This is a genomic window from Gordonia sp. OPL2 (assembly GCF_003797825.1).
Taxonomy (GTDB): domain Bacteria; phylum Actinomycetota; class Actinomycetes; order Mycobacteriales; family Mycobacteriaceae; genus Gordonia.
In genome coordinates this window covers 53,072-78,732 of the sequence record NZ_RKME01000023.1, presented here as the reverse complement: position 1 = coordinate 78,732, position 25,661 = coordinate 53,072, and the positions used below count along the sequence as shown (strand labels likewise).

Here is a 25,661-nt window from a genome sequence, read left to right as displayed (position 1 = left end):
CGACATCTGTCGACAGTGTCGGGTGGTGGACACGATCGGCAAGAAGTTGGACACGATCGGCGAAAAGTTGGACACGATCGGCGAGCTGCGGGACCCGGTCGACGACATGCCTCGCGTCGCGTCCGCCCACCATGCACACCGACACTTACCGCGAATACCGCACCAAAGCAACCCATTCCACCGCAGCGACCCCGGTGTCTTATATCGGTACAACCGTACTGTAACGTACCGACCACTGCGCGAAGCCGATCGGTCATGCCACGTCCATGACGTCCCGTCGCGATACGCGATGGCGCTGCACGACCGTTGCTCGACGTACCGGCGCCGCGGCGCGCTGCGCAGCAAGACATCGCATCCTGTGAGAGGGAACGAATGAGCAAGTTCAGCAAGCGTGGTCTGCGTCGCGTCGTGGGCGCCGGTGCACTGGCCGCAGTCGCGACCGTCGGTCTGGCCACCATGACCGCCGGCGATGCGGGGGCGGCCGCGCTGCCCAACGGCTTCAAGAGCGCCACCGGTATCGACAATGAGTCGCTGCAGACCTGGCGTACCGGCGAGTCGGCGCTGCCGGCTCCGTCGGTGGCCAACAACGGTGCAGGCCGTGCTGCGGTGCTCTCGGGTACTTACCGGGCCAAGGCCAGCGCCGGGGTCAACGGCAACGTCGCGGTCAAGGTGCTGGTGGGCTGCCAGGTCGATATCACCGGACTGGAGGGCGGCATCTCCGGCAGCATCACCCAGGCACTGAGCCCGTCGCTGTCGGGTTCGCTGACCATCCCGCTCAACCCGGGTCAGGTCAAGGTCGTCGACGTGACCGACAAGGACATCAAAGACGGCGGCGTGGCCGCGATCCAGCTCGATCAGTTCGGCATCAACGTCGAGAGCTGCGGCGGCTATGCCTCGGCACGCACCATCGTCAAGACCGTGGGCGCCAAGGGCTACAACACCGACGACGGCAGCGTCAACGGTGAGGGCACCTACCTGCAGTCGACGCTGTACGGCAAACCGTTCAGCCTCAACTGGACCCGCACTGTCTCACCATCAAGAATTCTCTGCCGCAGGCAGACTCACATTCCAGAAGGACATTCATGAAGACGATCAACTCGCGTGTGGCCGCCGGCCTGGGTCTGGCCGGTGCCGTTGTGGTGGGCCTGAGCAGCCTCGGCGCCGGTGGCGCCGCTGCCGGCCCGCTGCCCGGCGGTTACCTGTCCAAGACCCTCGTCGACGGCACCCCGGTGACCGTCCGTCTTTTCGACGAACACGTCAACGTCCAGAAGGCCGTCACCAACGTCGCCACCAGCCGTGAGGCGTGGCTGTCGGGCAAGGTCAAGGTCACCGTCGGCGGCAAGGCCCAGGGTGGCGGGATCGCGGCGGGCTACCTCGTCGGCTGCCAGGTGAACTTCGGCGCCGGCGCCAACGGCGGTGCGGGCGTCTCGGTCGCTCCGGGCGAGAGCGGTGGCGCGACAGCGACGCCGTCCGCCAAGGGTGGTGCGGGCTTCACCCTCGGACCCGGCCAGTCCACCTATGTCCCGGTGATCAGCACCACCTCGGGCGATGACACCGCCTACAAGAACTACAAGGTCTCCGGCTACAAGTTCAAGGGCTCCACCGGCGGCTTCGCCTACAGCCAGGAGAAGTTCGGCCTCGACGGCTGCGCCGGCTATGCCTCGGCCAAGGCCAAGATCAAGGTGACCGTCAAGACCGATGCCGTCAGCGGCGTCATCTTCCTCTACGGAAAACCGTTCAGCCTGGGCTGATCCCGAGCGATTCCGTCGCACACGACGACAGCGGCACCCGGCAGACACGATCTGCCGGGTGCCGATTCGTCTCCGGTCGTCCGCCGGCCCGGGACGCTCAACCCGGGAACGCCCGCCTGCCGAGGACCGCGACCACCAGTCCCGCCACCACGAATGCCGATCCGACACACGCCAGATACAGCGTCGCAGAACCGGCCGGAAGCAACGCTCCGCCGAGCAGCGCTCCCAGTGCGATCCCGGCATTGGAGGTCGAGTTGATCCAGGCGCCGGCGACCTCGGGGGCGTCGGTCAGTGCACGCACCGCCGCGGACTGATAGATCGACGGCACCCCGCCGAACAGTCCGTTCCACAACGCGACGGCGACCACCAGCACGATCAGCCACTCGTGGGACAACCCCACGGCCAGGATCGTGGCGGCCAGGAGCGCGAGAACCGTGAGAACCGTTGTCCGCGGACGACGATCGATGGTCCTGCCCACGCAGGCCAGACCGACCAGGCCGCACAGGCCACACAACAGCAACAACGGGCCGATCCAGGACTCCTGTGCTCCAGCGGTCAACAGCACGACGCTGATGTAGGTGTACATGGTGTACTGACCGATGAACGTCAGCGTGTTCGACGCGACGACGACGCCGAGATCGGCGCGTGCGCTGCCCTTGTCGATCCGTCGGCCGGCCGGGGCTCCGCTGACCGCCGGAAGGAACCGGGCGATCAGCACGAGCGCCACCACCGCGACACCGGCGAGCACCGCGAATGCGTTACGCCATCCGATCGCCGACCCCAGGGCCGTCGAGAGCGGTACACCCAGCACGAAGCCCGCGGTGGTGCCGCCGGCGACGACGGCGAGACCGCGGCCGACCTGTCCGTGCTCGACCAGTCGCGGGACGTAGCCGATACACACCGAGAAGAACAATGCATGCGACAGGCCGCCGACCACGCGTCCGGCGGCGACGATCGCGAAACCCGGGGCGGCGGCGATCATGAGATTGCTGATCAGGTAGCCGACCACGGTGACGAGAATCAGCCGCTTGCGCGCGATCCGCTTGGTGGCGATGGTCAGCGGCACCGCGAACACGGCGACCATCACGGCGAAGACCGTGATGAGCAGCCCGGTGACCGAGTCCGCCACGCCGAACGCATCCCCGATGGCGGGGAGCAGACCGACCGGAAGCATCTCCGTGGTCACCGCGAGGAAGCCGGCAATCGCCAAGGTGAGGAGCGCAGGAGCGCTCTGCCGAACCCCCTGCCGGGTATCGGTGACATCGGTGCTGGTCGTGAGCATCACACGAATATACTCGTGAGCCGAGTTTATTGGAAATGCAAAAATGACCTGGTGTCCATCCCGTCCACCGGTCCGAGTGCCGGACGTTGGTTGACGGCGGCACGTCTGATCGAGATCGTGCGCGCGCACCCCGGCGTCACCCGAGCCTCAGCGGCGCAGGATTTGGGAATCCGCAGCGGCGCCGCGACCGAACTGCTGGCTCGCATGCGGCGCGTCGACCTGCTCGACGAGAGTCCCGCCCCCGCCCAGGGTCGCGGCCGCCCGACGACCGTCCTGCACGCCCATCCGGCCGGCCCGCTGGTCATCGCCGTCGAACTGAGTCTGACCGGATGGCGCGTGGCGACCGCCGCCATCGACGCCGAGCCCCACGTCGAGCAGGTCGGCTCGCGTCTGAGTTCTCGGCCGGGTCCCGTCCTCGCCGAGATCTCCGGTGTCGTCGACGACATCCGCCGGCGCGAGGGTGACCGGATTCGAGCCGTGTCCGTCTCGGTCGCCGGCGCGGTCCGCGATGACCGCCTGGTCCAGTTCACGCCGCTCGACTGGCATGACGTCGATCTGTCCGCTCTGGTCGCCCACGAGTCGCCCACGGCCCCGCCGGTACTGGTCGGCAACGACGCGACGCTGGCCGGGCTGGCCGAGGCCCGCACCGGTTCCGCCCGCGGCGTCGGCACGGCGCTGCACCTCATCATCGCCGTCGGCCTCGGTGGCGCACTCGTCGTCGAGGGCGTACCGGTGATCGGCGCCCATGGCGGTGCCGGCGAGTACGGGCACGTGCCCTTCGGCGATCCCACGCAACTGTGTCCCTGTGGCGCACATGGCTGTTGGGATCTCACCGTCGACGGACGCGCCCTCGCGAGACATCGCGGCGATCCGCCACCGGACAACCCGCTGCGCTACACCTACGAACTCCTCGACACGCGGCGCACGGATGACGATCCCGCAACCCAGAAAGCCTTCGACCGGGTCGGCAGCTCGCTCGGCCGCGGCATCGCGGGACTGGTCAACATCCACGACCCCGACATGGTCACCCTCGGCGGCCTCGCGGTGCCGCTACGGGCCGCGGCGCCCGAACACTTCGACACCGCCTACCGCGGAGGTCTCATGTCGTTCCGCAAGCACCTGCCACCCGAGATCGTCGACGGCATCCACGGCGACGACGGCCCGCTGCACGGCGCAGCGCTGCGCGGCGTCGACCACATCACCACCGTCGACGCCATCGCCGAGTGGGCGGACCGCAGGCCATAGCCCACCGGCTCGGCGGTCTACAACACCTTGGCGATGGCCCCGGTCATCTTCTCCGGCTTCGTCGTCGGCGCGAAACGCTCGACGACCTGGCCGTCTCGACCGACGAGGAACTTGGTGAAATTCCACTTGATCCGTCCGCCGAGCACACCACTCTTCTCCGAGCGCAGCCAGGCGAACAACGGATGTGCGTCGGGCCCGTTGACGTCGATCTTCGCGAACATCGGGAAGGTGACGTCGTAGGTGAGCGAGCAGAAGTTCTTGATCTCGTCGGCGTCACCCGGTTCCTGATGGGCGAACTGATCACACGGGAACCCGAGGACACGCAGCCCCTGCTCCGAGTGGTCCCGGTAGAGCGCTTCGAGGCCCTGGTACTGCGGGGTGAACCCGCACTTCGACGCGGTGTTGACGATGAGCAGCGGAAGACCCGCGTACTCCGACAGCTGAACCGGTGTGCCGTCGATGTCGTCGGCGGTGAAGTCGTAGGCGGTGGTCATCGGTCATCCCCTCGAATGTGTGCCGGTCACGTATAGACCGGCCGTCCCAGTATGTGATTGCACGCGGCAACACCGTCGACGATGCCACGTTCGAACGCCCTGCCGCGCTCCTGGCCGCTCCCGTGCGTCGGCCGATCAGCGGGCAGGGCGTACATGAACGCGACGGCCTCGGCGCGATCCGCAGCGGTCAGGTGACCCTGTCCGACAAGCCACGTCCACGCGGCCCCCGACCAGCAGTCGCTCGCGAGTTCCATCGTCCGGATCTCCGCGGTGCGCCCGACGGCCAGCGCCGCGATCGTCGCCGACACCGGTTTCAGTCCCGCGGACTCCTGCACCCCGTGGCTCGACTCGTGGGCGAAGGTCGTCACCGCCCGACTACGCGTACGGATCAACTCCGCATCCGAGGTCGGGTTGTAGAAGGTGACCGCGTTGCAGTGGTGCAGCCCCAGAGCCAGCAGCGTCCCGAGTTCGGCATACACGCACACATCACTGTTGCGAGGATTCCACGACACTCCGGCCGCCGGATTCGAGACCCGCACCGTCTCGCGCACCACCGAGGAGCGACCGGTGTGCCGAAGCCACTCGTGGGTGAGCGCGACCGCGCAGGACACGTTCTCGAGCGCGCCCTGCTCACCGCGGCAGTCCGCGACGTCGGCGGTCACCGCGACGGTTCCCCATGGCGCAGCATCAGCGGAAGGTGCAGCACCACAAATGATTCCGACGACCACAAGCACTGCAGCGACAACGACCGACCTCGTGCGTGTGATCACGACTTCCCCTGACTCGACGTGGTCGCGACGACTCACGACAGGTGCGGCTCCAGCATGGGCACGAGATACTGCCGGGCGACAGCAGCGAGCTGATCGTCGTCATGCACGTCGATCAACTGACTGGGAACGGTGAGAAAGGAGTTCGAGATCCGGACCATCACCTCGGCGGTCAGCTCCGTGTCGAGTTCGGCGGCGATGTTGCCTGCCCGCTGCTCACTCCGGAGTTGCTCGGCGACGAACTGTCGTACCGCGACGAGCATCCGGCCGTCGTCGGCACCGATCGAACCTGCGAGCAGGGATGGTTCGGTCTCGATCAGACCGCCGATGAGCGGGTTGCCGAGGATCGACCGTAGCGAGCTGACGAATCCGAACACCACCCGCTCGGCTGCGGTGTCGGCGTTCCTGATGTCGGCGAGGAACCGAAGAAAGTAACGACGGAACTCGCGCAAGATGACCTGTTCGACGAGGTCGTCCTTCGTGGCGAACTTGCGGTAGATCGTGATCCGCGACAACCCCGCGCGTCGCGCGACCTCTTCCATCGAAGACCGCTGGATGCCCATGCGGCAGAACTGGTCGAATGCGGCATCGAGCAGTTTGGTCCTCGTCGGATCGTCGTCCGGCTCGGTCACGTCGCCTCCGATGACGGCGACGTACGCGCGTTCGAGCAATGATCGTGACGGCAGCGAGGATGCCGCGTCAGTCGCGCCCGCTCGCTCCGCTCCCGGCGCCGGCATCGATCGGCCCGCTCGCTCCGCTCCCGGCGCCGTGGCGGCATGACCTGATTCCACTCGATCCCCTCGCCGTTCGATTCCCCGGCCGTTCGTGCGCGAAGCATACCGCGCCGCCGATCAATCATCAGAAAACGCGTGTGTTCAGAATCACTACGTGCTAGACCTATGTAACAGCGATACAGCTTTTGTTTCATCGCGTCATCGAGTCGGGTGGCGATAGACGGGAGAAGTGAGATGGAGAATCTGAGCAGGCGAAATCTGTTGAAGGTCGGGGGCACGGTAGGGGCGGCGGGAGCGATCGCAGCGGTCGCGCCGTCAACACCGTGGACATGGTCACCAGCGGGTTCGGTACCGGGGACCGGCAGCGGCGCAGACCCGAGGGGTGTCTGGGACGTGGATGCCGATCCGGTCGTGGCGGCGCTTCTGGACCGGGGTGAGGTCCCGAAGGTCAACCGCATCCTGCGTTCCTGGACGAAGAACGGGCAACCGCTGCCGGCCGGTTTGCCCAATGACCTGCGGGACTTCATGGAACATGCCCGGCAACTGCCGGCGTGGACGGATCGCGGCAAACTCGAGACGGCGGTGCGCTTCAACCAGAAACGCGGCACCTACCTCGGTGTGCTCTACGGGTTCGCGAGCGGCATGATGAGCACGGTCATCCCCAAGGAGGCCCGCGCGGTCTATTACTCCAAGGGCGGTGCGGACATGAAGGACCGCATCACCAAGACCGCGAAACTCGGCTACGACATCGGCTCGCTGAACGCGTACCGCCCCGACGGCGAGATGGTCGTCACCTGCGTGAAGACGCGTTTGGCGCATGCGGCCGTGCGTCACCTCCTCCCGCAGTCGCCGTGGTGGGTGCATTCCGCGCCGGAGAAGAAGCCGATCAGCCAGGCCGACATCATGGTCACCTGGCACAGCCTGCCGACCACCGTGATGCGGATGCTCGACAAGTGGAACGTGCCGATCGCTGCCGACGAATCGGCGGGCTTTCTGCATTCGTGGCAGGTCAGCGCCGCCATGCTCGGCGTGGAGGACCAGTACATCCCCGCCTCGTGGAATCAGGCCGACTCTCAGGCGAAACAGGTGCTCGATCCGATCCTCGCACCGACACCCGAGGGCAAGAAGCTCGCCGACGTCCTGCTCGACCTGGGCATGAACCTCGACCTGAGTCTGCTGTCGCGCGGTGTCCTCGGCGCGCTCACCCGATTCATGTTGGGCGACAAGGTCGCCGACTGGTACGCGATCCCGCGCGAACCCGTGTGGAGTCCGCTGCTCGAGACCGCTTGGGGCCCGTACGTCCTCGTGCGGGAGGGACTGCTCAACGTCGGCATGCCCAAGGAGGCGTACTGGCTGTTCGACGAGTTCCTACGCCAGTTCGTCCTCTTCTACATGTCCGAACTGCGGATGCCGATCAACATCGAGATCCCGGTGCTGAACAACCCGCACTACAACTGATTCCGCGGCACGCGCACGAACGGGCGATCCATGTCCATGCGCACGTGGCTCGTGGCGCTCGTCGTCGCGGTGGTGGGACTCTCCGTCCCGTCCACCGCGGCGGCAGCGCCCCTGCCGACACTTCGTCAACCCTGTCCCGACCTGTACGTCCTGGCGATCCCGGGCACGTGGGCCGACATCGCCGAACCCGGCATCCTCCGCGAGGTCACCGATGGTCTGGGACCTCGCAGCCGGTCGACGTATGTGGGATACGACGCCACCGCATTCCCCTGGGAGAAGGCGATCTACGGTCGGTCCAAGGCCCAAGCGGTGGCCAACGCCACCGGTCTGGCGACGATGATGCTGCGCAGGTGTCCCCACACCAAGGTCGCGTTCACCGGATACAGCCAGGGCGCCGACGCGGCCGGGGACGTCGCGGCCGAGATCGGCACCGGCCGTGCGGCGATCCGACCCGATCAGGTCGCCGGGGTCGTACTGATCTCCGACCCACGACGTTCCCGGCGGGACACCCTCATCGGTCCTTCGGTCACCGGACAGGGCAGCGGCGGCCCGCGGCTGACCGGCATGGGCCGGCTCAGTGCTCGCACCTACACCATCTGTGCGCCGAAAGACCTGTACTGCAACACTCCTCGCGAGTCATACGTGACACGCATCGTCGGGTATCTCGCCGAGACCAGCGATCCGACGCCCAGTCAGATGAACCAGTACCAGGCCGAGGCCGGCGCCATCCTCGACGAGATGCTCACGCAGGGAGGCATCGGCGCGGTCGGACGTGAGGTCAGCAATCAACGCGCCCGACAACAGATCATCGTCTTCAATCGGTTCATCCAATCCGGGGCCCACACCGATTACGGGGACTTCGAGGTCCGGCCCGGCATCACGGCGGTCCGGTGGGCACACGAGTTCCTCGCCCGACTCGCCTCTGCCCCACCGTCATCCGTTCCGTCACCGGCCGCCCCGTCATCAGCCACACGCCAACCCTCTGACAAGGAGTGACACCATGGGAGCCCTTCAACCCTGGCACATCGTCATCGTCGCACTGGTTTTCGTGATCCTGTTCGGCGCGCAACGCCTGCCCGACGCGGCCCGCGGGATCGGCCGCTCGCTGCGGGTCTTCAAGTCCGAGGTCGCGGAACTCAACGAGCCCGAGCGGGTCGATCGGGACGATCGAGCCGAACGCGACGACACCCGGTCCATCGCGCGCGACTCGACCGAGCGCCGATGAACAAGCAACTCCTCGAAGAGAGTCTGGCCATCGTCGACCTCCCCGACGACGGCCTGACACTCCGGTTCTACGAGATCCTGTTCGATCGCCATCCCGAGGTGCAGCCGATGTTCCGGCGCGACATCACAACTCAGGCCGACATGCTGCGCACCGCGATCATTTCGGTTCTCGATCACCTCGACAGCAACGAATGGCTGTCGTCGAATCTGGGCTCGCTGGGTCGGCGTCACGCCGACATGGGCGTCACACCACCGATGTACGACGCGGTCGGCGAATGCATGATCGCCGCGATGGCCGAGATCGGCGGGGAGTCGTGGACCCCGGACATGAGCGAGGCATGGACCGAAGCGCTCACCGCGGTCTCCTCGCTGATGATGGACGGGTATCCGTCCGACTGAGACATCCCGCGCCGACCCACGGTGGGTCGTGGAAATCGCGCTGAGGACGACATGTGTCGTCGGCGACAGAACACATGCGAGATGGGCGATACGAGAGTAGGACGGAGGTGAGGGGGGCGATCGTACTGAGAGGTGTGAAGGCATGAAGGCCATCCAGATCGTCAAGCCCGGAAGCGAACCAGAACTCCGCGAAGTGGAACGCCCGACCCCCGGGCCGGGACAGGTCCTGCTGAAGGTGACCGCCGCAGGGGCCTGCCATTCCGACGATTTCGTGCTGAACATGCCCGCGGAAGGCTTTCCCTATCCGATTCCCATGACGCTCGGCCATGAGGGCGTCGGGGTCGTCGCGGAGACGGGCGGCGGAGTGGACAGCGTGGCCGAGGGCACCGCGGTGGCGGTGTACGGCCCGTGGGGATGCGGCGTCTGCCACTTCTGTTCACGCGGACTCGAGAACTATTGCAGCAGAGCGGCAGAGTTGCAGATCACGCCGCCCGGACTCGGCGTCGACGGCGCCATGGCCGAATACATGATCGTCGACGACCCGCGCCATCTCGTACCGATCGGCGACCTCGATCCCGTCCGGACGGTTCCTCTGACCGACGCCGGCCTCACCCCGTACCACGCGATCAAGGCGTCGTTGAGCAAACTCGTCGGTGGCACCACCGCCGTCGTCATCGGGTCCGGCGGACTCGGCCACGTCGCGATCCAGATGTTGCGCCACCTGACCCCGTCGCGCGTCATCGCACTCGACGTCACCGAGGAGAAGCTGGCGTTCGCCCGGGAGGTCGGAGCGCACGAGACCGTTCTCAGCGACGACGACGCCGTCGACAACGTCCGGAAGATCACCGGAAAGGACGGTGCCACCGCCGTCTTCGATTTCGTCGGCTACCAGCCCACGATCGACACCGCCCTCGGGATCGTCGGGACGATGGGTGACGTGACCGTCGTCGGCATCGGCGACGGTGTCGCGGCGGCAAAGGTCGGCTTCTGGACCCAGCCCTACGAGGTCTCGGTTCGCACGCCGTACTGGGGCTCTCGCAGCGAGCTGATCGAGGTCCTCGACCTCGCGCGCGACGGAGTCCTCGATGTCGCGGTCCAGGAGTTCTCCCTCGACGACGGCGTGGAGGCCTACCGGAAGCTGGCCGCGAACGAACTCCGCGGGCGTGCCGTCGTCGTTCCCGGCTGAGGCCGCCGCGCCGATTCACCGACTGTTCATCCGCTGGGAAACTCGCGGTCCACCGTGGTCAGTAGTGTCGCGGACGCCGAACGGATCGCCTTGCCCTCCCCCGCGATCGGTGAGGACACACCACCTTCGTGACAGGTCCGGGATCCCGGGTGATCCGGGGGTGGTGTCGACGCTGGATCGTCCCGGTCACGACAGTGACCGGGACGACTCACCTGGCGTCGAGGCCACGTCTCGGCCCCGTGAACGTTCGATGAACGAATCCTCCGCGCCGGGCCCACCGACCCGCACGTGACTAGCGTGATGGCATGGACGCGAATGACGAGCTGCGTCAGATCAGCCAGGTGCAGGATCGTCTGATCGGTCTGTACTCCCACAAACGGCCCGAGGATGTCGCACTGGCGGTGAAGACCGCACATCAGCATTTCGAGGGAATCCGCGTCCGCGATTTCGTCCCGCTCCTCGTCGAGCGCCGCGCCAACAAGGCACTCGGTGGGAGTGATGTGATGGTCGACCCAGCCGAGGTGCCACCCGCGCACGGCGAGTAGCCGCACCGGCTTTCGGGTGGGTGGACGCCCTTCGTGACGCTCGCAAGCTCGCTCCTCAGGGACCGGTTGATCCTGATCCTCTCGCTCCTCAGGGACCGGTTGATCCTGGTCCTCGAGCCCGCGAGGCACGAGCGGGCTCGTGAGGGATCGACGGGCGCGCAGACCGGGGTACCGTCCAGACATGCGCTTCGGAATCTGCATCCTGCCTGATCGACCCTGGTCACAGACCCGCGCTCTCTGGCAGCGCGCCGAGGAGATGGGTTTCGATCACGCGTGGACCTACGACCACCTCGTCTGGGGTGGACTGCCCGACTCGCAGTGGTTCTCGTGCGTCCCCACCCTCACCGCGGCCGCCGGAGTGACCGAGCGAATCGGGTTGGGCGCCTTCGTGGTGTCCCCCAATTTCCGACACCCCGTCGCATTCTCCCGGGAGGTGCAGACGCTCGCCGACATCTCCGGCGGGCGGTTCCTCCTCGGGCTCGGCGTCGGCGGCACGCCCGACGACACGATCCTCGGCCAACCCGACCTGACCGTCCGCCAGCGCGTGGACCGTTTCCAGGAGTTCGCCGACATTCTCGATCAGACGATGCGCAACGATCACGTCTCGGTGGACGGCGAGTACTACCGAGCACGCGACATGCGACTCGTCGGCGGGAACGTCCGTGACCGCGTCCCGCTGCTCCTGGCAGGCAACGGTCCGCGGTCCGTGCGGTTCGCGGCCCGCTCGGGCGACGGCTGGATCACCACCGGAACCGGCGCCGACTCACTCGACGACTGGTTCGACGGCGTCGCCCGCAGTGTCGCCACGTTCGACGAGGCACTGTCCGACGGCGCAAGCGGTGTCCCGCGGTACCTCAGCCTCGATGCCTCGCCGCGCAACGCACTGGAGAGTGTGGATCTGTTCGACGAGATGGTCGGTCGCGCCGAGGAGCTCTCGTTCACCGACGTGATCGTGCACTGGCCCCGGGACTCCGAGCCCTACCGCGCACCGCTCGAGGTGTTGGAGGCCGTGGTGTCACGCGGCCTCGGGTCACTCTGAACCAGTCCCCAACCGCGCACGTGAGCCCCTTGCATGCAAGCTTGCATGCAAGGGGTAGGGTGTCTGCCCATGACCTCCACGAGCGGACCGGTGGCCGCTGAACAGGCGTACGACTTCACCAAGTCGGCGATCCTGAGCGGCGAACTCGCCGGCGGACAGTTGGTGAGCGAAGGTGCGATCGGACAGCAGCTGGGCATCAGTCGGACACCGGTGCACGAGGCCTTTCTCCGGCTCGGTTCCGAACAACTCCTCGAGTTGGTGTCGCGCAAGGGTGCCATCGTCATCCCGATGACCCCGTCGGAGGCGGCCGACGTGCTGGCGATGCGCAAAGGCATCGAGACGTCGGCGGCCGGCCAGGTATTCGCGGCGGGCGGGCCGTCGGAGCGCGTCGCGTCCCTGCTCGAGGAGAATCTGGAGGAGCAGGGAGCGCTGGTCGAGGCCGGCGATGTCGCCGGGTTCGTCACGGCCGACGACGGGTTCCACGCACTCATGGTGGAGGCCTCCGGAAATCCCATCGCGCGCAACTTCTACGAGCAGCTGCGCACCCGCCAACAACGTCTGCGCAACCTCCTGCTCAGGATCGACCCCGCGAATCTGGCTGCGTCACATGCCGATCACCGCATCCTCGCCGACTGCCTGCGCAGCGGGGACGAAGCGGGATTCGCGACCATGCTGACGTCACACTTCAACCGCTATCAGGGGGCGCTGTGAGCCTGCGGGAGCGGAGCGGACTGCAGACGACCGACCAGAAGCGTTGGGACCGACCGTGGTTACTGGTCTTCGGCACCGTCTTCGTGTGCGCGTGGTCGGGCAATCAGTTCAGCCCCATGCTGCTCCTCTATCAACACCTCGAGCACTACTCGGCGTCGACGGTCACCTTGTTCCTGGGTATCTATGTGCTGGGGCTCGCCCCCGCGCTCGTGATCGCCGGTGCGGTGTCCGACCATTCCGGGCGCCGACGCCCCCTGATGTGCGCGGTGATCTTCGGCCTGGCCGGCAGCCTGCTGCTCGCGCTCGGCGAATTCGGTTCGGCGCCGATCTATCTCGGACGGCTGCTGTCGGGCATGTCCGTCGGCACGGCCATGGCCGTCGGGACCAGCTGGCTCAAGGAGGTCTCGCAGGCACCGTACGATCCGACCGCCGACCACGGCGCGGGCGCCCGACGCGCCTCGCTGGCCTTCACTCTCGGCTCCGCCCTCGGCGCACTCGTGGCCGGATGCATCGCGCAGTGGGGTCCGTGGCCCGAGATCCTGCCCTATGTGATCCACGCGGCCGTCGCGCTGCCCTTCCTCTGGCTGATCCGACGACCGCCCGAAACGGTCTTCGCCGGCACGCAGCGACCCCCGATGCGGACGCGCATGGCAGGGCCGTCCGCACGCCATCGCCGATTCCTCCGGGTCGTCCTGGTCTGCGGGCCATGGCTGTTCATCGCCTGCGGACTCTCCTACGGATACCAGCCCGTTCTGCTGTCCGACGCCACCGGCGATCTGGGATTGGCCTACGCAACCGCGCTCAGCGTCATCGCGCTCGTGTCCGGGGCGCTCGTGCAGCCGCTCGCCAAGCGCATCGACTCGACGTCGAGTGCGCGGGGCATCGTCGTCTCCCTGGCGCTCCTGATCGTCGGACTACTGGTGATGATGACCGCGGTCGGACTAGACAGCTGGGTCGTCGGCGTCGTCGCGAGCGTGGTGTTCGGCGGCGGCTTCGGCATCGGCCTGGTGTCCGGACTCCTCGAGGTTCAGCGGATCGCCCCGCCCGCGGAGTTGGCCAAGCTCACTGGCATCTTCTACGCCGTCGCCTACCTCGGATTCATCGTCCCGACGATCCTGGCCGCCCTGACACCACCGTTCACCACGATGCAGTTACTCTCCGTCCTGGTGGGACTGCTGATCGTGTCGACACTCGTCGTGCTGCGCGGCTACCGACGACACCTCCCACGGCCCCACATCCCGCAACACCCGTTGTGATCGGGGCCGCTTCCCCACTACGCTCGCATGGTCGACAGTCAGATGACTGACGGTCCCGGGAGGCAGGGGAGGATGACATCGTGATGAAGGAGCATGTGCTTCCGCTGGTCCGGGAGGCCGTCTCGGATGTGCTGTGGCTGCCGCCGTCGGCCTTCGACGCATCCACGAAACTGTCGGAGTACGGCCTCGACTCGATTTCGACGATCGACCTGACGGTGCAGCTCGAAGAGGTCTTCGACATCCGGATTCCGCACCGCGACACCCACAAGCTGGTCACCGTCGATCACATCGTCGACTACATCCACCGCGTCGCCTGCTGATCGCGCCACGCGGATGACACCCATCGGTTGACAGGGCCCCATCGCGCGCTCATTCTGTTGCGTAACACGCATTCGTTGCCGATCACGCAACAGGGGTTCTCATGGTCCAGCCCACCATCGTCATCATCGGCGCCGGCATCGTCGGCTCATCGCTCGCCGACGAACTGACCGCACGCGGATGCACCGACGTGACAGTGCTCGACCGCGGTCCGCTGTTCGCCACGGGCGGGTCGACATCGCACGCGCCCGGACTCGTCTTCCAGACCAATCCGTCGAAGACGATGACCGAGTTCGCGCGCTACACCGTCGAGAAGTTCGTCGGCCTCGACGCCTTCGATCAAGTGGGCGGACTCGAGGTCGCGGCGACTCCGGATCGCTGGATCGACCTGCACCGCAAACACGGCTGGGCGCAGTCCTGGGGCGTACGCGGAACCCTGCTCGATCCGCAGGAGTGCGCCGCCCTGAACCCCTTGCTCGACGTCGACCGGATCGAGGGCGGCTTCCACACCCCCGACGACGGGCTCGCGCGCGCGGTCCGCGCGGTGACCGTGCAGGCCGAACGGGCGATCGAGCGCGGTGCCCGTTTCGTCGGCGGGCAGGAGGTCGTCGAGATCGTCGAACGTGGCGGCCGGGTCGCCGGCGTGCGCACGGCATCGGGGGAGGTCGTCGACGCCGACGTCGTCGTCTCCGCCGCGGGGTTCTGGGGCGCCCGGCTCGGTGACCAGGTCGGGCTCGCCGTTCCCCTCGTGCCGATGGCGCATCAGTACGCCAAGACCGGGCAGGTCGCCGAGCTCCGTCGCGAGGGTCTCTCCGGAGACGAGGCGCGCATGCCGATCCTGCGCCATCAGGACCACGACCTCTATTACCGCGAGCACGGCGACCGACTCGGCATCGGCTACTACGGGCACCGTCCGATGCCGGTCGACATGGACACCCTGCTCACCGACACCGCCGACGAGGCGATGCCGTCGATGCTGCCTTTCACCGAGTCCGACTTCGACGAGGCCTGGACGCACAGCGTGACATTGCTTCCGACCCTTGGGGACACCAAGGTCGAGGAGGGTTTCAACGGCATCTTCTCCTTCACCCCCGACGGCTTCTCGATCATGGGCGAACACCGTGACCTGCCGGGCTTCTGGGTTGCCGAGGCGGTCTGGGTGACCCATTCGGCCGGGGTGGCGAAGGCGATGGCCGAGTGGATCGTCGACGGCGCACCGTCCACCGACGTCCACGAATGCGATCTCTACCGGTTCGAGGAGGCGGCGACGAGCCCCGACTTCATCCTGGCGACGAGTTCCCAGGCGTTCGTCGAGGTCTACGACATCGTCCACCCGCACCAGTACCGGTCGGCGCCGCGAGACCTGCGGGTCAGCCCGTTCCACCACCGGCAGCAGGAACTCGGAGCGTACTTCTACGAGGGAGGATGCTGGGAGCGGCCCGCCTGGTACGCCGACAACGAGGTCTTGATCGACGAACTCTCCACCGCCGGAGTCACTTTCCCCGACCGCGACGACTGGTCGGGACGATTCTGGTCCCCGATCTCGATCGCCGAGGCACGCTGGACCCGCGACCACGTCGCCCTCTACGACATGACGCCGCTGACGCGCTTCGAGGTCACCGGCGCCGGAGCCTGCGCATTCCTGCAGCACCTGACGACCAACAACGTCGACAAGCGTGTCGGCTCGGTGACGTACACGCTGATGCTCGACGAGAACGGCGGCGTCCTCAGCGATCTCACCGTCGCGCGGCTGGCGGACGATCGATTTCAGGTGGGCGCCAACGGTCCGCTCGATCTGGACCGGATGCTCCGTCATGCGCCCGACGCCGACGTCACCATTCGCGACATCACCGGCGGCACCTGCTGTGTCGGCGTCTGGGGGCCACGTGCCCGCGATCTCGTCGCACCCCTGACCGCCGACGACATCTCGCACGAGGCGTTCGGCTATTTCCGTGCATGCGAGACGTTCCTCGGCAGCATCCCGGTCACCATGCTCCGGGTCTCCTATGTCGGTGAGCTCGGCTGGGAGATCTACACCTCCGCGGAATACGGTGCAGCCCTGTGGGATCTGCTGTTCGACGCCGGGCGTCCCCACCGCGCGATCGCGGCGGGACGCATCGCGTTCAACAGCCTGCGCATGGAGAAGGGCTACCGGGCGTGGGGGACCGACATGACCTCAGAACACCTCCCGGACGCGGCCGGCGTCGGATTCGCGGTGAGCCGACGCAAGGGCGACTTCATCGGGAAGTCGGCGCTCGACGTCGCGCCCGAGCCCGCACGGGCACTGCGCAGCATCGTGTTCGACGATCCCACCGCCGTCGTGCTGGGCAAGGAGCCGGTGGCCGTCGACGGCGTCGTCGGCGGATATGTCACCAGCGCAGCATATTCGGCGACCATCGGTCGCAGTATCGCCTACGCGTGGCTACCGGCGACGATCCCGGCGGGTGCGACCGTGACCGTCGCCTACCTCGATCGGACGTACACGGCCGCGGTCCACGCGGAACCTGTCGTGGATCCCGACATGACCCTGATCCGGAGATGACGATGAACGACACCAGCTTCGACGTGATCGTCATCGGTCTCGGCGGAATGGGCAGTGCCGCCGCGTATCACCTCGCCCGGCGTGGGCAGCGCGTCCTCGGCCTCGAGAAGTACACTCCCGCGCACGACCGCGGATCGAGTCACGGCGGGTCGCGGATCATCCGCCAGTCCTACTTCGAGGATCCCGCCTACGTGCCACTGCTGTTGCGGGCCTACGAACTGTGGCAGGAACTCGCCGACGCGACCGGACTCGAGGTCTACCGCATGACCGGCGGCCTCTTCCTCGGGCCACCGGACTGCCTCACGGTCGCGGGTAGCCGGCGCGCCGCCGAGGAGTGGGACCTCTCCCACGAGATGCTCGACGCCGTCGAGGTCCGTCGTCGGTTCCCGGCCTTCTCCGTCCCCGACGGCGACGTCGCGCTGTACGAGGCGAAGGCCGGCTTCGCCCGGCCGGAGATGACCGTCGCGGCCCATCTCGACCTCGCGGCACGCGCCGGTGCGACGCTGCATTTCGGCGAGCAGGTCGTCGAATGGTCCGACGGCCCTTCGGGAGTCACGGTGACGACCACCGAGGGGACGTACACGGCCGGCCAGCTCGTCATCTGTCCCGGCGCATGGGCACCAGACCTGCTGACCGACCTCGGCATCCCGATCACGGTCGAGCGTCAGGTCCTCTACTGGCTCGATCCCGAGGGCGGCACCGAACCGTTCGAGCGGCAACCGATCTTCATCAGCGAGCATGCCGGGGGACCACAGATCTACGGATTCCCGTCGATCGACGGCCCGGCCGGCGGGGTGAAGGTGGCGTTCTTCCGGAAGGGCCGGGAGTGTACACCCGACACCATCGACCGCGCCGTGTCCGGGCGGGAGATCGACGAGATGCGTGAGCGCGTCGGCGATCTGCTGCCCGCGCTGACCGGTCCCGCGGTGCACACCGCCACCTGTATGTACTCGAACACCCCCGACGAGCACTTCGTCATCGCCCGCCCGAGCACGCTGACGAATGTGACCGTCGCGTGCGGCTTCTCCGGCCACGGGTTCAAGTTCGTGCCCGTCGTCGGCGAGGTGCTCGCCGACCTGGCGACCACCGGCGCCACCTCCCACCCCATCGGACTCTTCGACCCACAGCGATTGGTGACCGCATGACGATCTTCGACGACTCGCCCGCTGCCGACGTCGGGCGGGATGAGCCCCCGCTGTCCTCTCTGCTGCCCACCCTGGCCGGCGAATACTATTGCGATCCCGGCATCTTCCGCGCCGAGCAGCAGCACATCTTCGAGGAGATGTGGATGTGTGCCGTGCGCACCGCCGATCTCGCGAAACCGGGCGCCTTCCGCAAGGTGCAGGTGGGACGGGAGAGCGTACTGATCGTCTGCGGCCGCGACGGCGAACTGCGCGCCTTCCTCAACATCTGTCGGCACCGGGGCGCCATGCTCTGCACCGAGGACTCCGGGACGGCAGCACGGGGTCTCCGCTGCCCCTACCACGCCTGGACCTACCGGCTCGACGGAAAGCTCTTCGCCGCACCGAATCTCGGCAGCCTCACCGACGAGGACGGTGAGGCGATCGACCGCAGGCGGTACGGCCTGATCGAGGTCGCGATCCGCGAATGGCTCGGCTACGCGTGGGTCTGCCTCGCCGACGACCCGCCGTCGTTCGAACACGACGTGATGGATGTGGTCACCGCGCGCCTCGGCGACAGCACCGCGATCGACAACTATCGCATCGACGAACTCGCCGTCGGCAAGAGCATCACCTACGACGTCGCGGCCAACTGGAAGCTGATCGTCGAGAACTTCATGGAGTGCTATCACTGCGCCACCATCCATCCCGAACTGACCGAGGTCCTACCGGAATTCGCGGGAGGGTTCGCCGCGCAGTACTACGTCGGCCACGGTGCGGAGTTCGGCGAGGGTGTCGAGGGTTTCACCGTCGACGGCAGCTCGGGTCTCACGCCGATCCCCGGGGTCACCCCCGAGCAGGACCGCCGGTACTACGCGATCACCGTGCGTCCGACGGTGTTCATCAACCTCGTGCCCGACCATGTGATCGTCCACCGCATGTATCCGATGGCCGCCGACCGCACAGTCGTCGAGTGCGACTGGCTCTACATGCCCGACGTGGTGGCGCAGGGACGCGACGTCGAGCGGTCCGCCGAGTTGTTCCACCGCGTGAACGAACAGGACTTCGACGCGTGTGAGCGGACCCAGCCGGCGATGGCCTCCCGGGCCTACCGTCGCGGCGGCGTCCTGGTCCCCTCGGAACATCACATCGCCGAGTTCCACTCGTGGACCCTCGAAAGACTCGCCCGGACGAGCGAGAAGTGACTGGTCAGCGTCCCCGCGGTGCCCGGCCTGAGCGGATCGGAGGGCGCAGATGACTATGCTTGACCAGGTCATGGCACCCCAGGAGAACGCGACACGGGAGAAGTCGGTCGCCGCGGTCCAATCCGTCGACCGGGCGCTGACCGTTCTCGAGATCATCGGCAGGGCGGGCACCGCCGGAGTCAGCGAGATCGCCGTCGAACTCGGTGTCCACAAGTCAACGGTGTCGCGACTGATCGCGGTGCTGGAGGCCCGCGGTTTCGTCGAGCAACTCTCCGGCCGCGGCAAATACCAGTTGGGGTTCTCCATCGTGCGCCTCGCCGGTTCGACGACAGCTCGACTCGACCTCGCCAAGATCAGCCAGGCGGTGTGCGACGAACTCGCCCAGACGAGCGGGGAGACCACCAACGTGGCGATCCTCGACGGCCCCCGCATCATCAACGTGGTCGAGGCGATCGGGCCCGCCGAGGTCGCGCTGCGCACCTGGGTCGGGCAGACCTGCCCCGCGCACGCGACGTCGAGCGGCAAGGCTCTGCTGTCGGGCCTGAGCCCCGAGGCCGTCCACGACCTGATCGGCCCCGACCTCGAAGGATTCACCGCCCACACCATCACCGATCTCGCCGGCCTCGACGCCGAACTCGACCGGGTGCGTGCGACAGGCTGGGCGGGCGTGCGTGAGGAACTCGAGATCGGTCTCAACGCCGTCGCATCACCGGTCCGTGACGCCGATGGCAGTGTCGTTGCCGCGCTGAGTGTTTCCGGACCGGCGTACCGTCTCGATCCCGTCGCGTTCATCGACATCGCCGACGCGACGTCGGCCGCCGCCGAGGAGATCAGCGCGCGACTCGGCTATCGCGGCTGACGACGGTCATCGTCAGTCCCGGCGGCCGAGTCGGCCGACATCGATACACTCGGCCGGGTGAACGTACGCGCTGGGATCGTGGTCACCGGAACCGAGGTGTTGTCCGGGAGGGTGGCCGATCAGAACGGACCATGGGTGGCGCGATCCCTGCTCGAATCGGGCGTCGACGTCGCCCACATCACCATCTGCGGTGACCGGCCGGCCGATCTGACCGCCCAACTACGCTTTCTCGCCGGCCAGCAGGTCGACCTGATCGTCACGACCGGCGGCCTCGGCCCCACCGCCGACGACCTCACGGTCGCCACTGTCGCCGAGTTCTGCGGCCGCGCGCTGCATCTCGATCCGGAGCTCGAGTCCGACATCGCAGCGATCATCGCCCGCTGGCAACGCAGGCGCGGCGACACCCGGACCGACACCCCGGCCCTGCGGGCAGGCATCCGCAAGCAGGCGCAGGTACCCGAAGGGGCACAACCGATTCCGCCCACCGGAACGGCCCCGGGAATGGCCGTGCCCGCACGTCGGGCGCAGAGTGGTTCGGTCGGCACACCGGCCGTGCTCGTCCTGCCCGGTCCGCCACGTGAACTGCAGGCCATGTGGCCGGCGGCCATGTCGAGCCGTCCCGTGCTCGACGCGTTGTCGGCGCGGACGGAGCACCGTCAGGAGATCATCCGCGCCTATGGGCTCTCCGAAGCCGACCTGGCGGAGACGCTGCGGACCGCGGAGGCTGGCGTCACCGGCTTCGATTCGCTCGAGATCACCACCTGTCTGCGTGGCGGCGAGCTAGAGATGGTCACCCGCTTCCCCTCCGACACCGCACCGGCGTACGCCCAGCTGACGACGCTGATCGCCGAACACCATGGGCAGCAGATCTTCTCGACCGACGGATCGACCATCGACGACCACGTCGTCGAGCGCCTGGGTGGGCGGCAGATCGCGACCGCGGAGTCGTGCACCGGAGGTCTGATCGGCGCGCGACTCACCGACCGGCCCGGTTCGTCGGCCTACGTCGTCGGTGGCGTCATCTCCTATGCCAACGAGGCGAAGACCGATGTCCTGGGCGTACCGGCCGAGATGATCGCCGAGCACGGCGCGGTGAGCGAGCAGGTCGCGGCCGCGATGGCCGAGGGTGCTGCCGCCCGCCTCGCCGCCGACGTCGCCGTCTCGACCACCGGCATCGCCGGACCCGGCGGCGGCAGCGAGCTCAAACCGATCGGAACCGTCTGCTTCGGGGTCGCGATCGCCGGGCGGCCGACTGTGACCGTCACCCGCCGCTTCCCCGGCGACCGGACAACGGTTCGTGCGCTGTCGACGACGGCTGCGATGCACCTCGTCGCCGACCTCCTCGGCAACGAGGAGTCCTGACCCGCCGGACGCGACCAGCTCACGCGGGCCTCGCGAACGCCGCGGGTCCGTTCGGCTCGCGCAGGCCGTCGACGGCGTGGTGAGAATGGCCCGTTCACCTGCCTGTTCGCTGTGTGGTCTCGATCGGCGGACCGCATGAGAGTCACCTCAGGGCGCCGTCGTGTGGATTATCCACTTTGCTCCTCGCTCTGGTGACTCTCATGCGGGCGCCCGATCGCTGCGCTCAGATCTCCTCGTGCAGACCTCCGGAACCGGCGTTGACACTCGCCGCACGTCAGTTACAGTGTGACTGAAACTGACGTCCGACGAGCAGCCCGGCCGATGCCGGCAGAGAGGTCCGGCACTCATGGGAATCCGGCACTACCTCCGCCACGCCCCGGCGGTCACGGCCACCGAGGCACTCGAACTCCACCGGCAGGGCGCCGTGATCCTCGACGTCCGGCGCGACTTCGAATGGCGCCGCAACCACATCCCGGGCTCGATCCACATCCCCCTCGAACAACTGCCCTCCCGATGCGACGAGTTGCCCGACGACGCGTTGATCATCACCTTCTGCACCGGCGGGCTGCGGTCCGGCGGCGCGGCGAACATGCTCATCGAGTTCGGTTTCGAGGCGCGGAACATGACCAAGGGCCTGATCGACTGGCGGGCTGCCGGCGGGCCGTTGGAGGGCACTCAGAACGCGGTGTCCTGACCTCGCATCATCGACAGCAGGTTCATGCGTAGTTCGCCGGCGAACCGGTCGTCGAGGGCGGCATCGATCTCGTCGTCGGCGGCGGTGATCGCAGCCGTACCGACGTCGAGCAGCCGACGCCCCTCGGCGGTGATCGTGAGTGTGGCCGTGCGACCGCGACCGCCCTCGCCGGCCCGCTCGATGGCACCCCGGTCCTCGAGCGTGCGCAGGGTCGCCTGCATGCTCTGCGGCGTGACCGATGCCCGGCGCGCGAGCTCACTGTAGGACAGTCCCGGGGTCCGCGACAGGTGCCCGAGAGCCGAGACATGGCGCAGCGCAATGCCTTCAGACGAGAGCGCTCGTTCGATGCGATCGCGGATGCGTCGGCCGACCGCCATCAGCAGGAAGGCGGTGCTCACCGGCGGATCCGCTCCCTCACTCACGCCTGCAGCCTAACTGAAACCTTCTGGTCGTCGAGGATCTTCAGTTGTTGGCGATGATGGTCCGCGCGATTCGCAGGGCACGGTCGATCGGCACAGCGAAACCGATACCGATATTGCCGGATTCGGCACCACCGACCGTCGCGATCGCGGTGTTGACGCCGACGACCCGCCCCTCGAGGTCGGCGAGCGGACCTCCCGAGTTGCCGGGGTTGATCGAGGCGTCGGTCTGCACCATCGGCTGTTCCGGTCGTCCCGGCCCGGACAGTCGTGCCGGGCGGTCGACGGCGCTCACGATGCCCGCGGTCACGGTGCTCGACAACCCGAGCGGCGACCCGACGGCGATCACCGCCTGACCGATACGCAGGTCGGTGCTCTCGCCCAGATCCGCCGACGGCACGGTGGCCCCGGTGACCTCGACGACCGCGATGTCGCTCGCCGGATCGCTGCCGACGATCCGCCCGCCGACGACACGTCCGTCGGCCAGTTGCACCTCGACCGCCGTCGCCCCGGCGATCACGTGGTGATTGGTCAGGACGCGCCCGGCCGGGTCGATGGCGAAACCCGATCCCCGGGCGGCGCCGGCGCGGATCTGCACGACGCTCGGCAAGAGGGTCGACGCGGCCGCCCGAGCGTCGGTCCCACCGGGTTGGCCGGGCGCGACGGCCGACGACCGGAACGGGTCGTCCGGGGCGAACACGCTCCCGGCGATCAGCCCGGCCCCACCACCCGCGACAGCACCGGCGAGCAGGCATCCGACGACCAGCAGCGAGGTCCGGCCAGCCGAACGTCGAGGGGCGACAGGCTCTTCGGGTCGTGCGTCACCACTGTGCTCGCCGGGGTGCCCGGCCGTGGGCTCTTGGGACACCTCGCCTATCCGGGTGGGTGGCGACCATCGCGGTGGCGCGGTGGACGACCCGGACGAGGTGGCCGCCGTTCCCGGGGCGGACGGGGTCACGAACGCGGGACGTGACGGCGGGCCGGGCGTCGGTTCCGGTGTCGGTTCCTGAGGGGACCAAACAGTCGGCACCCCCTGATCGGGGACGACGAAGTCCGGTCCCGAGGGCCGGCCGAGGTCGAACGGTGAGCGGGTCATGTGATGGGTGTCCTCAGATCATCCGGGAGAACCAGCGAAGGGAGAATGCGGCCGCGATCACGCCGAACAACAGAGCCAACGCGGCGACGAACGGTGTCACCTCGCGCTGCTCGGTGCGCCACCCGATCGACGACCCGATCTCGCGGTAGACGTCCTGCAGTTCATTGCTGCTCTCGGCCTCGTACGGTCGTCCGCCGGTGGCCTCGGACAGTTCGGCCAGCGCCGCGGCGTCGACCGGAACGGGAATCGAGTAGCCCGCCGAGTAGAGCGTCCCCGAATCACTGCCGTACGCGATCGTCGAGACCGGCACCCCGGCGTCGGCGGCCGTCTCCGCGGCGAGCGACGGCGACCGTCCGCTGGTGTTGCTGCCGTCGGACAGCAACACGATGTGGGCGGGCAGTTGCTCCTGCCCGGGCCCGACGATGCTGCGAATCTGATCGAGCGACGTGAGCACGCCCTCACCGATGGCGGTGCGTGCCTCGGTCGAGACCATCGACAGGCTGCGTCGGGCAGCCGGGTGATCGGTGTCGGGCGGGTGGATCACCGTCGTCGACCCGGCGAACGTGACGACGCCGACGTTGAACGTATCGGGCAGTTGCTCGATGAAGTCGCCGGCCGCATCGAGGGCCGCGGTCATCCGGTCCGGATCCACATCTCGCGCACGCATCGATTCCGATGTGTCGATGGCGACGACGATGGTGGCACGTTCGTAGGGCACCCGCACGGGCAGTTCCGGTCGTGCGACGGCCAGTCCGGTCAGCGCTAGAGCGGCGAGCATCAGCGCCGCAGGCAGGTGTCGACGCCACCGTGGCCGTTCCGGCATCACCGTGTCCAGCAGAGGAAGTGACGCGAACCGTACGACGTAGCGCTGCCGTCGGCGGAGCATCACGAAGTACATCACCGCCACGACGGCGACCGGGATGAGGACGAGCAGTCCCCACGGGAACAGGAATGTCATGTCGCAGGGGCCTCCACGGGTCGGACGTTCGGGCGGATGTCGTTCACGAGCGGTGAGGGCGATGCCCGGCACGTCCGGCGGTGCGCAAGGTGCGGCGACGGGTGCGCAGGAACGAGGCGAGGTCGCGGATCCAGTCACGGCCGGTATCGACGGTGAGGTGTTCGGCGCCTGTACTCACGATGGCGCGCCGGACGTTGTCGCGTCGCTCGGCGGCGGCCGCGCGATAGCGAAGTCGGAGATCGCGATCGGAGGTCCACACATGGCGTTGGCGTCCGGACTCGGGATCGACGAGAACGACCGACCCGACGTCGGGCAGATCGCCCTCCCGCGGGTCGGTGACCTCGACGGCGATCACATCGTGACGGGCCGCCATGTGCCGCAGCGGACGCTGCCAGTCGAACGGCTCGTCGGACCGGCCGTCCGGATCCAGGAAGTCGGAGACGACGATCCGCAGCCCGGCTCGACGATATCGTCGACCGAATTCGTCGAGGGCGTCGCCGAGCGGCGGTGTCGACGAGCCCTCGCGGTGGTGGATCGTGTCGAGCAGCCGGGCGCAGCGTCGGGCCGCGAAGCGTGCTCGATCGGGCCGGGACCACGTGATGCCGTCAGGCGACAGGACTGCGAACCCCATCCGGTTGCCCGGGGCTTCGGTGAGTTCACCCATCGCCCAGACCACCTGGGCGGCGAGATCCCGCTTCTCCCCGGTCACGGTGCCGAACGCCATGCTCGGCGACAGGTCCAGCACCACCCAGGTGTCGAGTTGGTTGTCGGCGCGCGGACGCCACACATGCAGTTCGGTCGAGCGTGCGGTGATGTTCCAGTCGATCCGCCGGACGTCGTCGCCCGGTTGATATCGCACGACCTCCTCGCGTTCGGACCCGACACCGAGCCGTGTGCCCTCGTGGTCGCCGGGTACGAGGCCGTCGAGCCGACGACGCAGTCCGATGTCGAGGGAGCGGAACGGATTCGCGGTCATCGCGTCCACCGCCGCACGAT

At 67.7% G+C, this 25,661-nt stretch carries 28 protein-coding genes; 20 read left to right on the top strand and 8 right to left on the bottom strand.

The genetic code is table 11. The features are described 5' to 3' along the window. The first annotated feature begins 372 nt into the window (after positions 1-372). Both EEB19_RS19525 and EEB19_RS19520 read left to right on the top strand, forming a co-directional pair. Positions 373-1,086 carry an MspA family porin gene (locus EEB19_RS19525; RefSeq protein WP_187589012.1) on the top strand — a complete coding sequence of 238 codons (714 nt, stop codon included), beginning with the start codon at positions 373-375 and terminating at the stop codon, positions 1,084-1,086. Further along, the gene (locus tag EEB19_RS19520) at positions 1,083-1,751 is read left to right on the top strand and encodes an MspA family porin (protein WP_187589011.1); all 669 of its coding nucleotides are present in this window, start codon (positions 1,083-1,085) and stop codon (positions 1,749-1,751) included. The genes EEB19_RS19525 and EEB19_RS19520 overlap by 4 nt, the downstream gene beginning before the upstream one ends. 97 nt (positions 1,752-1,848) lie before the next feature. On the opposite strand, the gene EEB19_RS19515 is transcribed toward EEB19_RS19520, so the two are convergent. After that, positions 1,849-3,033, bottom strand: a complete 1,185-nt coding sequence (locus EEB19_RS19515) for an MFS transporter (protein WP_187589010.1) — start codon at positions 3,031-3,033, stop codon at positions 1,849-1,851. Positions 3,034-3,084: 51 nt separating this feature from the next. Between EEB19_RS19515 and EEB19_RS19510 the strand changes: the two genes are divergently transcribed. After that, entirely contained in the window at positions 3,085-4,278 is a 1,194-nt protein-coding gene (locus EEB19_RS19510) for an ROK family protein (RefSeq protein WP_316245479.1), read from the top strand. Between the two features lie 17 nt (positions 4,279-4,295). On the opposite strand, the gene EEB19_RS19505 is transcribed toward EEB19_RS19510, so the two are convergent. The 3 genes from EEB19_RS19505 to EEB19_RS19495 all read right to left on the bottom strand — a co-directional run bounded on the left by EEB19_RS19505 (position 4,296) and on the right by EEB19_RS19495 (position 6,276). Further along, on the bottom strand, positions 4,296-4,772 hold the full coding sequence (locus tag EEB19_RS19505; protein WP_187589009.1) for a glutathione peroxidase: 477 nt from the start codon (positions 4,770-4,772) through the stop codon (positions 4,296-4,298). A gap of 26 nt (positions 4,773-4,798) precedes the next feature. Continuing rightward, positions 4,799-5,434 (bottom strand): hypothetical protein, encoded by a 636-nt coding sequence (locus EEB19_RS19500; RefSeq protein ID WP_187589008.1) that lies wholly within the window; start codon positions 5,432-5,434, stop codon positions 4,799-4,801. Positions 5,435-5,574: 140 nt separating this feature from the next. Continuing rightward, positions 5,575-6,276, bottom strand: a complete 702-nt coding sequence (locus EEB19_RS19495) for a TetR/AcrR family transcriptional regulator (RefSeq protein WP_187589007.1) — start codon at positions 6,274-6,276, stop codon at positions 5,575-5,577. A gap of 231 nt (positions 6,277-6,507) precedes the next feature. On the opposite strand from EEB19_RS19495, the gene EEB19_RS19490 reads away from it, so the two are divergent. The 16 genes from EEB19_RS19490 to EEB19_RS19415 all read left to right on the top strand — a co-directional run bounded on the left by EEB19_RS19490 (position 6,508) and on the right by EEB19_RS19415 (position 22,192). Next, positions 6,508-7,731, top strand: coding sequence for an oxygenase MpaB family protein (locus EEB19_RS19490; protein ID WP_187589006.1), 1,224 nt, complete (start codon positions 6,508-6,510; stop codon positions 7,729-7,731). Positions 7,732-7,761: 30 nt separating this feature from the next. Further along, entirely contained in the window at positions 7,762-8,727 is a 966-nt protein-coding gene (locus EEB19_RS19485; protein WP_187589005.1) for a cutinase family protein, read from the top strand. Positions 8,728-8,731: 4 nt separating this feature from the next. Further along, positions 8,732-8,956, top strand: coding sequence for a Sec-independent protein translocase subunit TatA (gene tatA / locus EEB19_RS19480; RefSeq protein ID WP_187589004.1), 225 nt, complete (start codon positions 8,732-8,734; stop codon positions 8,954-8,956). After that, positions 8,953-9,354: a globin domain-containing protein gene (locus EEB19_RS19475; RefSeq protein WP_187589003.1), complete on the top strand. Its 402-nt coding sequence runs from the start codon at positions 8,953-8,955 to the stop codon at positions 9,352-9,354. Before tatA ends, EEB19_RS19475 begins: the two co-directional genes overlap by 4 nt. Before the next feature lie 142 nt (positions 9,355-9,496). Next, positions 9,497-10,540: an NAD(P)-dependent alcohol dehydrogenase gene (locus EEB19_RS19470; RefSeq protein ID WP_187589002.1), complete on the top strand. Its 1,044-nt coding sequence runs from the start codon at positions 9,497-9,499 to the stop codon at positions 10,538-10,540. 305 nt (positions 10,541-10,845) lie between these two features. Next, a complete protein-coding gene (locus EEB19_RS19465; protein ID WP_187589001.1) occupies positions 10,846-11,085 on the top strand; it encodes a three-helix bundle dimerization domain-containing protein in 240 nt (79 codons plus the stop codon). A gap of 181 nt (positions 11,086-11,266) precedes the next feature. Continuing rightward, positions 11,267-12,124 (top strand): LLM class flavin-dependent oxidoreductase, encoded by an 858-nt coding sequence (locus EEB19_RS19460; protein ID WP_187589000.1) that lies wholly within the window; start codon positions 11,267-11,269, stop codon positions 12,122-12,124. A gap of 69 nt (positions 12,125-12,193) precedes the next feature. Beyond that, the gene (locus EEB19_RS19455) at positions 12,194-12,835 is read left to right on the top strand and encodes a GntR family transcriptional regulator (RefSeq protein ID WP_187588999.1); all 642 of its coding nucleotides are present in this window, start codon (positions 12,194-12,196) and stop codon (positions 12,833-12,835) included. Then, a complete protein-coding gene (locus tag EEB19_RS19450; RefSeq protein ID WP_187588998.1) occupies positions 12,832-14,091 on the top strand; it encodes an MFS transporter in 1,260 nt (419 codons plus the stop codon). The genes EEB19_RS19455 and EEB19_RS19450 overlap by 4 nt, the downstream gene beginning before the upstream one ends. A gap of 83 nt (positions 14,092-14,174) precedes the next feature. Further along, positions 14,175-14,411: an acyl carrier protein gene (locus EEB19_RS19445; RefSeq protein ID WP_262365795.1), complete on the top strand. Its 237-nt coding sequence runs from the start codon at positions 14,175-14,177 to the stop codon at positions 14,409-14,411. 101 nt (positions 14,412-14,512) lie between these two features. Next, on the top strand, positions 14,513-16,951 hold the full coding sequence (locus EEB19_RS19440) for an FAD-dependent oxidoreductase (protein WP_187588996.1): 2,439 nt from the start codon (positions 14,513-14,515) through the stop codon (positions 16,949-16,951). 2 nt (positions 16,952-16,953) lie between these two features. Next, positions 16,954-18,096, top strand: coding sequence for an N-methyl-L-tryptophan oxidase (solA, locus tag EEB19_RS19435; RefSeq protein WP_187588995.1), 1,143 nt, complete (start codon positions 16,954-16,956; stop codon positions 18,094-18,096). Further along, on the top strand, positions 18,093-19,277 hold the full coding sequence (locus EEB19_RS19430; protein ID WP_187588994.1) for an aromatic ring-hydroxylating dioxygenase subunit alpha: 1,185 nt from the start codon (positions 18,093-18,095) through the stop codon (positions 19,275-19,277). Before solA ends, EEB19_RS19430 begins: the two co-directional genes overlap by 4 nt. Positions 19,278-19,332: 55 nt before the next feature. Next, positions 19,333-20,136 (top strand): IclR family transcriptional regulator, encoded by an 804-nt coding sequence (locus tag EEB19_RS19425; RefSeq protein WP_262365794.1) that lies wholly within the window; start codon positions 19,333-19,335, stop codon positions 20,134-20,136. A gap of 57 nt (positions 20,137-20,193) precedes the next feature. Continuing rightward, entirely contained in the window at positions 20,194-21,498 is a 1,305-nt protein-coding gene (locus tag EEB19_RS19420) for a competence/damage-inducible protein A (protein ID WP_187588993.1), read from the top strand. A gap of 346 nt (positions 21,499-21,844) precedes the next feature. Further along, on the top strand, positions 21,845-22,192 hold the full coding sequence (locus tag EEB19_RS19415; protein WP_187588992.1) for a rhodanese-like domain-containing protein: 348 nt from the start codon (positions 21,845-21,847) through the stop codon (positions 22,190-22,192). Here the strand turns inward: EEB19_RS19415 and EEB19_RS19410 are convergent. Next, positions 22,174-22,614, bottom strand: coding sequence for a MarR family winged helix-turn-helix transcriptional regulator (locus EEB19_RS19410; RefSeq protein WP_262365792.1), 441 nt, complete (start codon positions 22,612-22,614; stop codon positions 22,174-22,176). The genes EEB19_RS19415 and EEB19_RS19410 overlap by 19 nt on opposite strands. Before the next feature lie 40 nt (positions 22,615-22,654). Continuing rightward, the gene (locus tag EEB19_RS19405; RefSeq protein ID WP_222929960.1) at positions 22,655-23,479 is read right to left on the bottom strand and encodes a S1C family serine protease; all 825 of its coding nucleotides are present in this window, start codon (positions 23,477-23,479) and stop codon (positions 22,655-22,657) included. On the opposite strand from EEB19_RS19405, the gene EEB19_RS26755 reads away from it, so the two are divergent. Next, positions 23,463-23,621: a hypothetical protein gene (locus EEB19_RS26755; protein ID WP_222929959.1), complete on the top strand. Its 159-nt coding sequence runs from the start codon at positions 23,463-23,465 to the stop codon at positions 23,619-23,621. The two genes, EEB19_RS19405 and EEB19_RS26755, sit on opposite strands and share 17 nt — an antisense overlap. A gap of 99 nt (positions 23,622-23,720) precedes the next feature. Here the strand turns inward: EEB19_RS26755 and EEB19_RS19400 are convergent, their stop codons facing one another. Continuing rightward, positions 23,721-24,665, bottom strand: coding sequence for a VWA domain-containing protein (locus EEB19_RS19400; RefSeq protein WP_187588990.1), 945 nt, complete (start codon positions 24,663-24,665; stop codon positions 23,721-23,723). 43 nt (positions 24,666-24,708) lie between these two features. Next, entirely contained in the window at positions 24,709-25,641 is a 933-nt protein-coding gene (locus EEB19_RS19395; protein WP_187588989.1) for a DUF58 domain-containing protein, read from the bottom strand. Positions 25,642-25,661 lie beyond the last annotated feature (20 nt).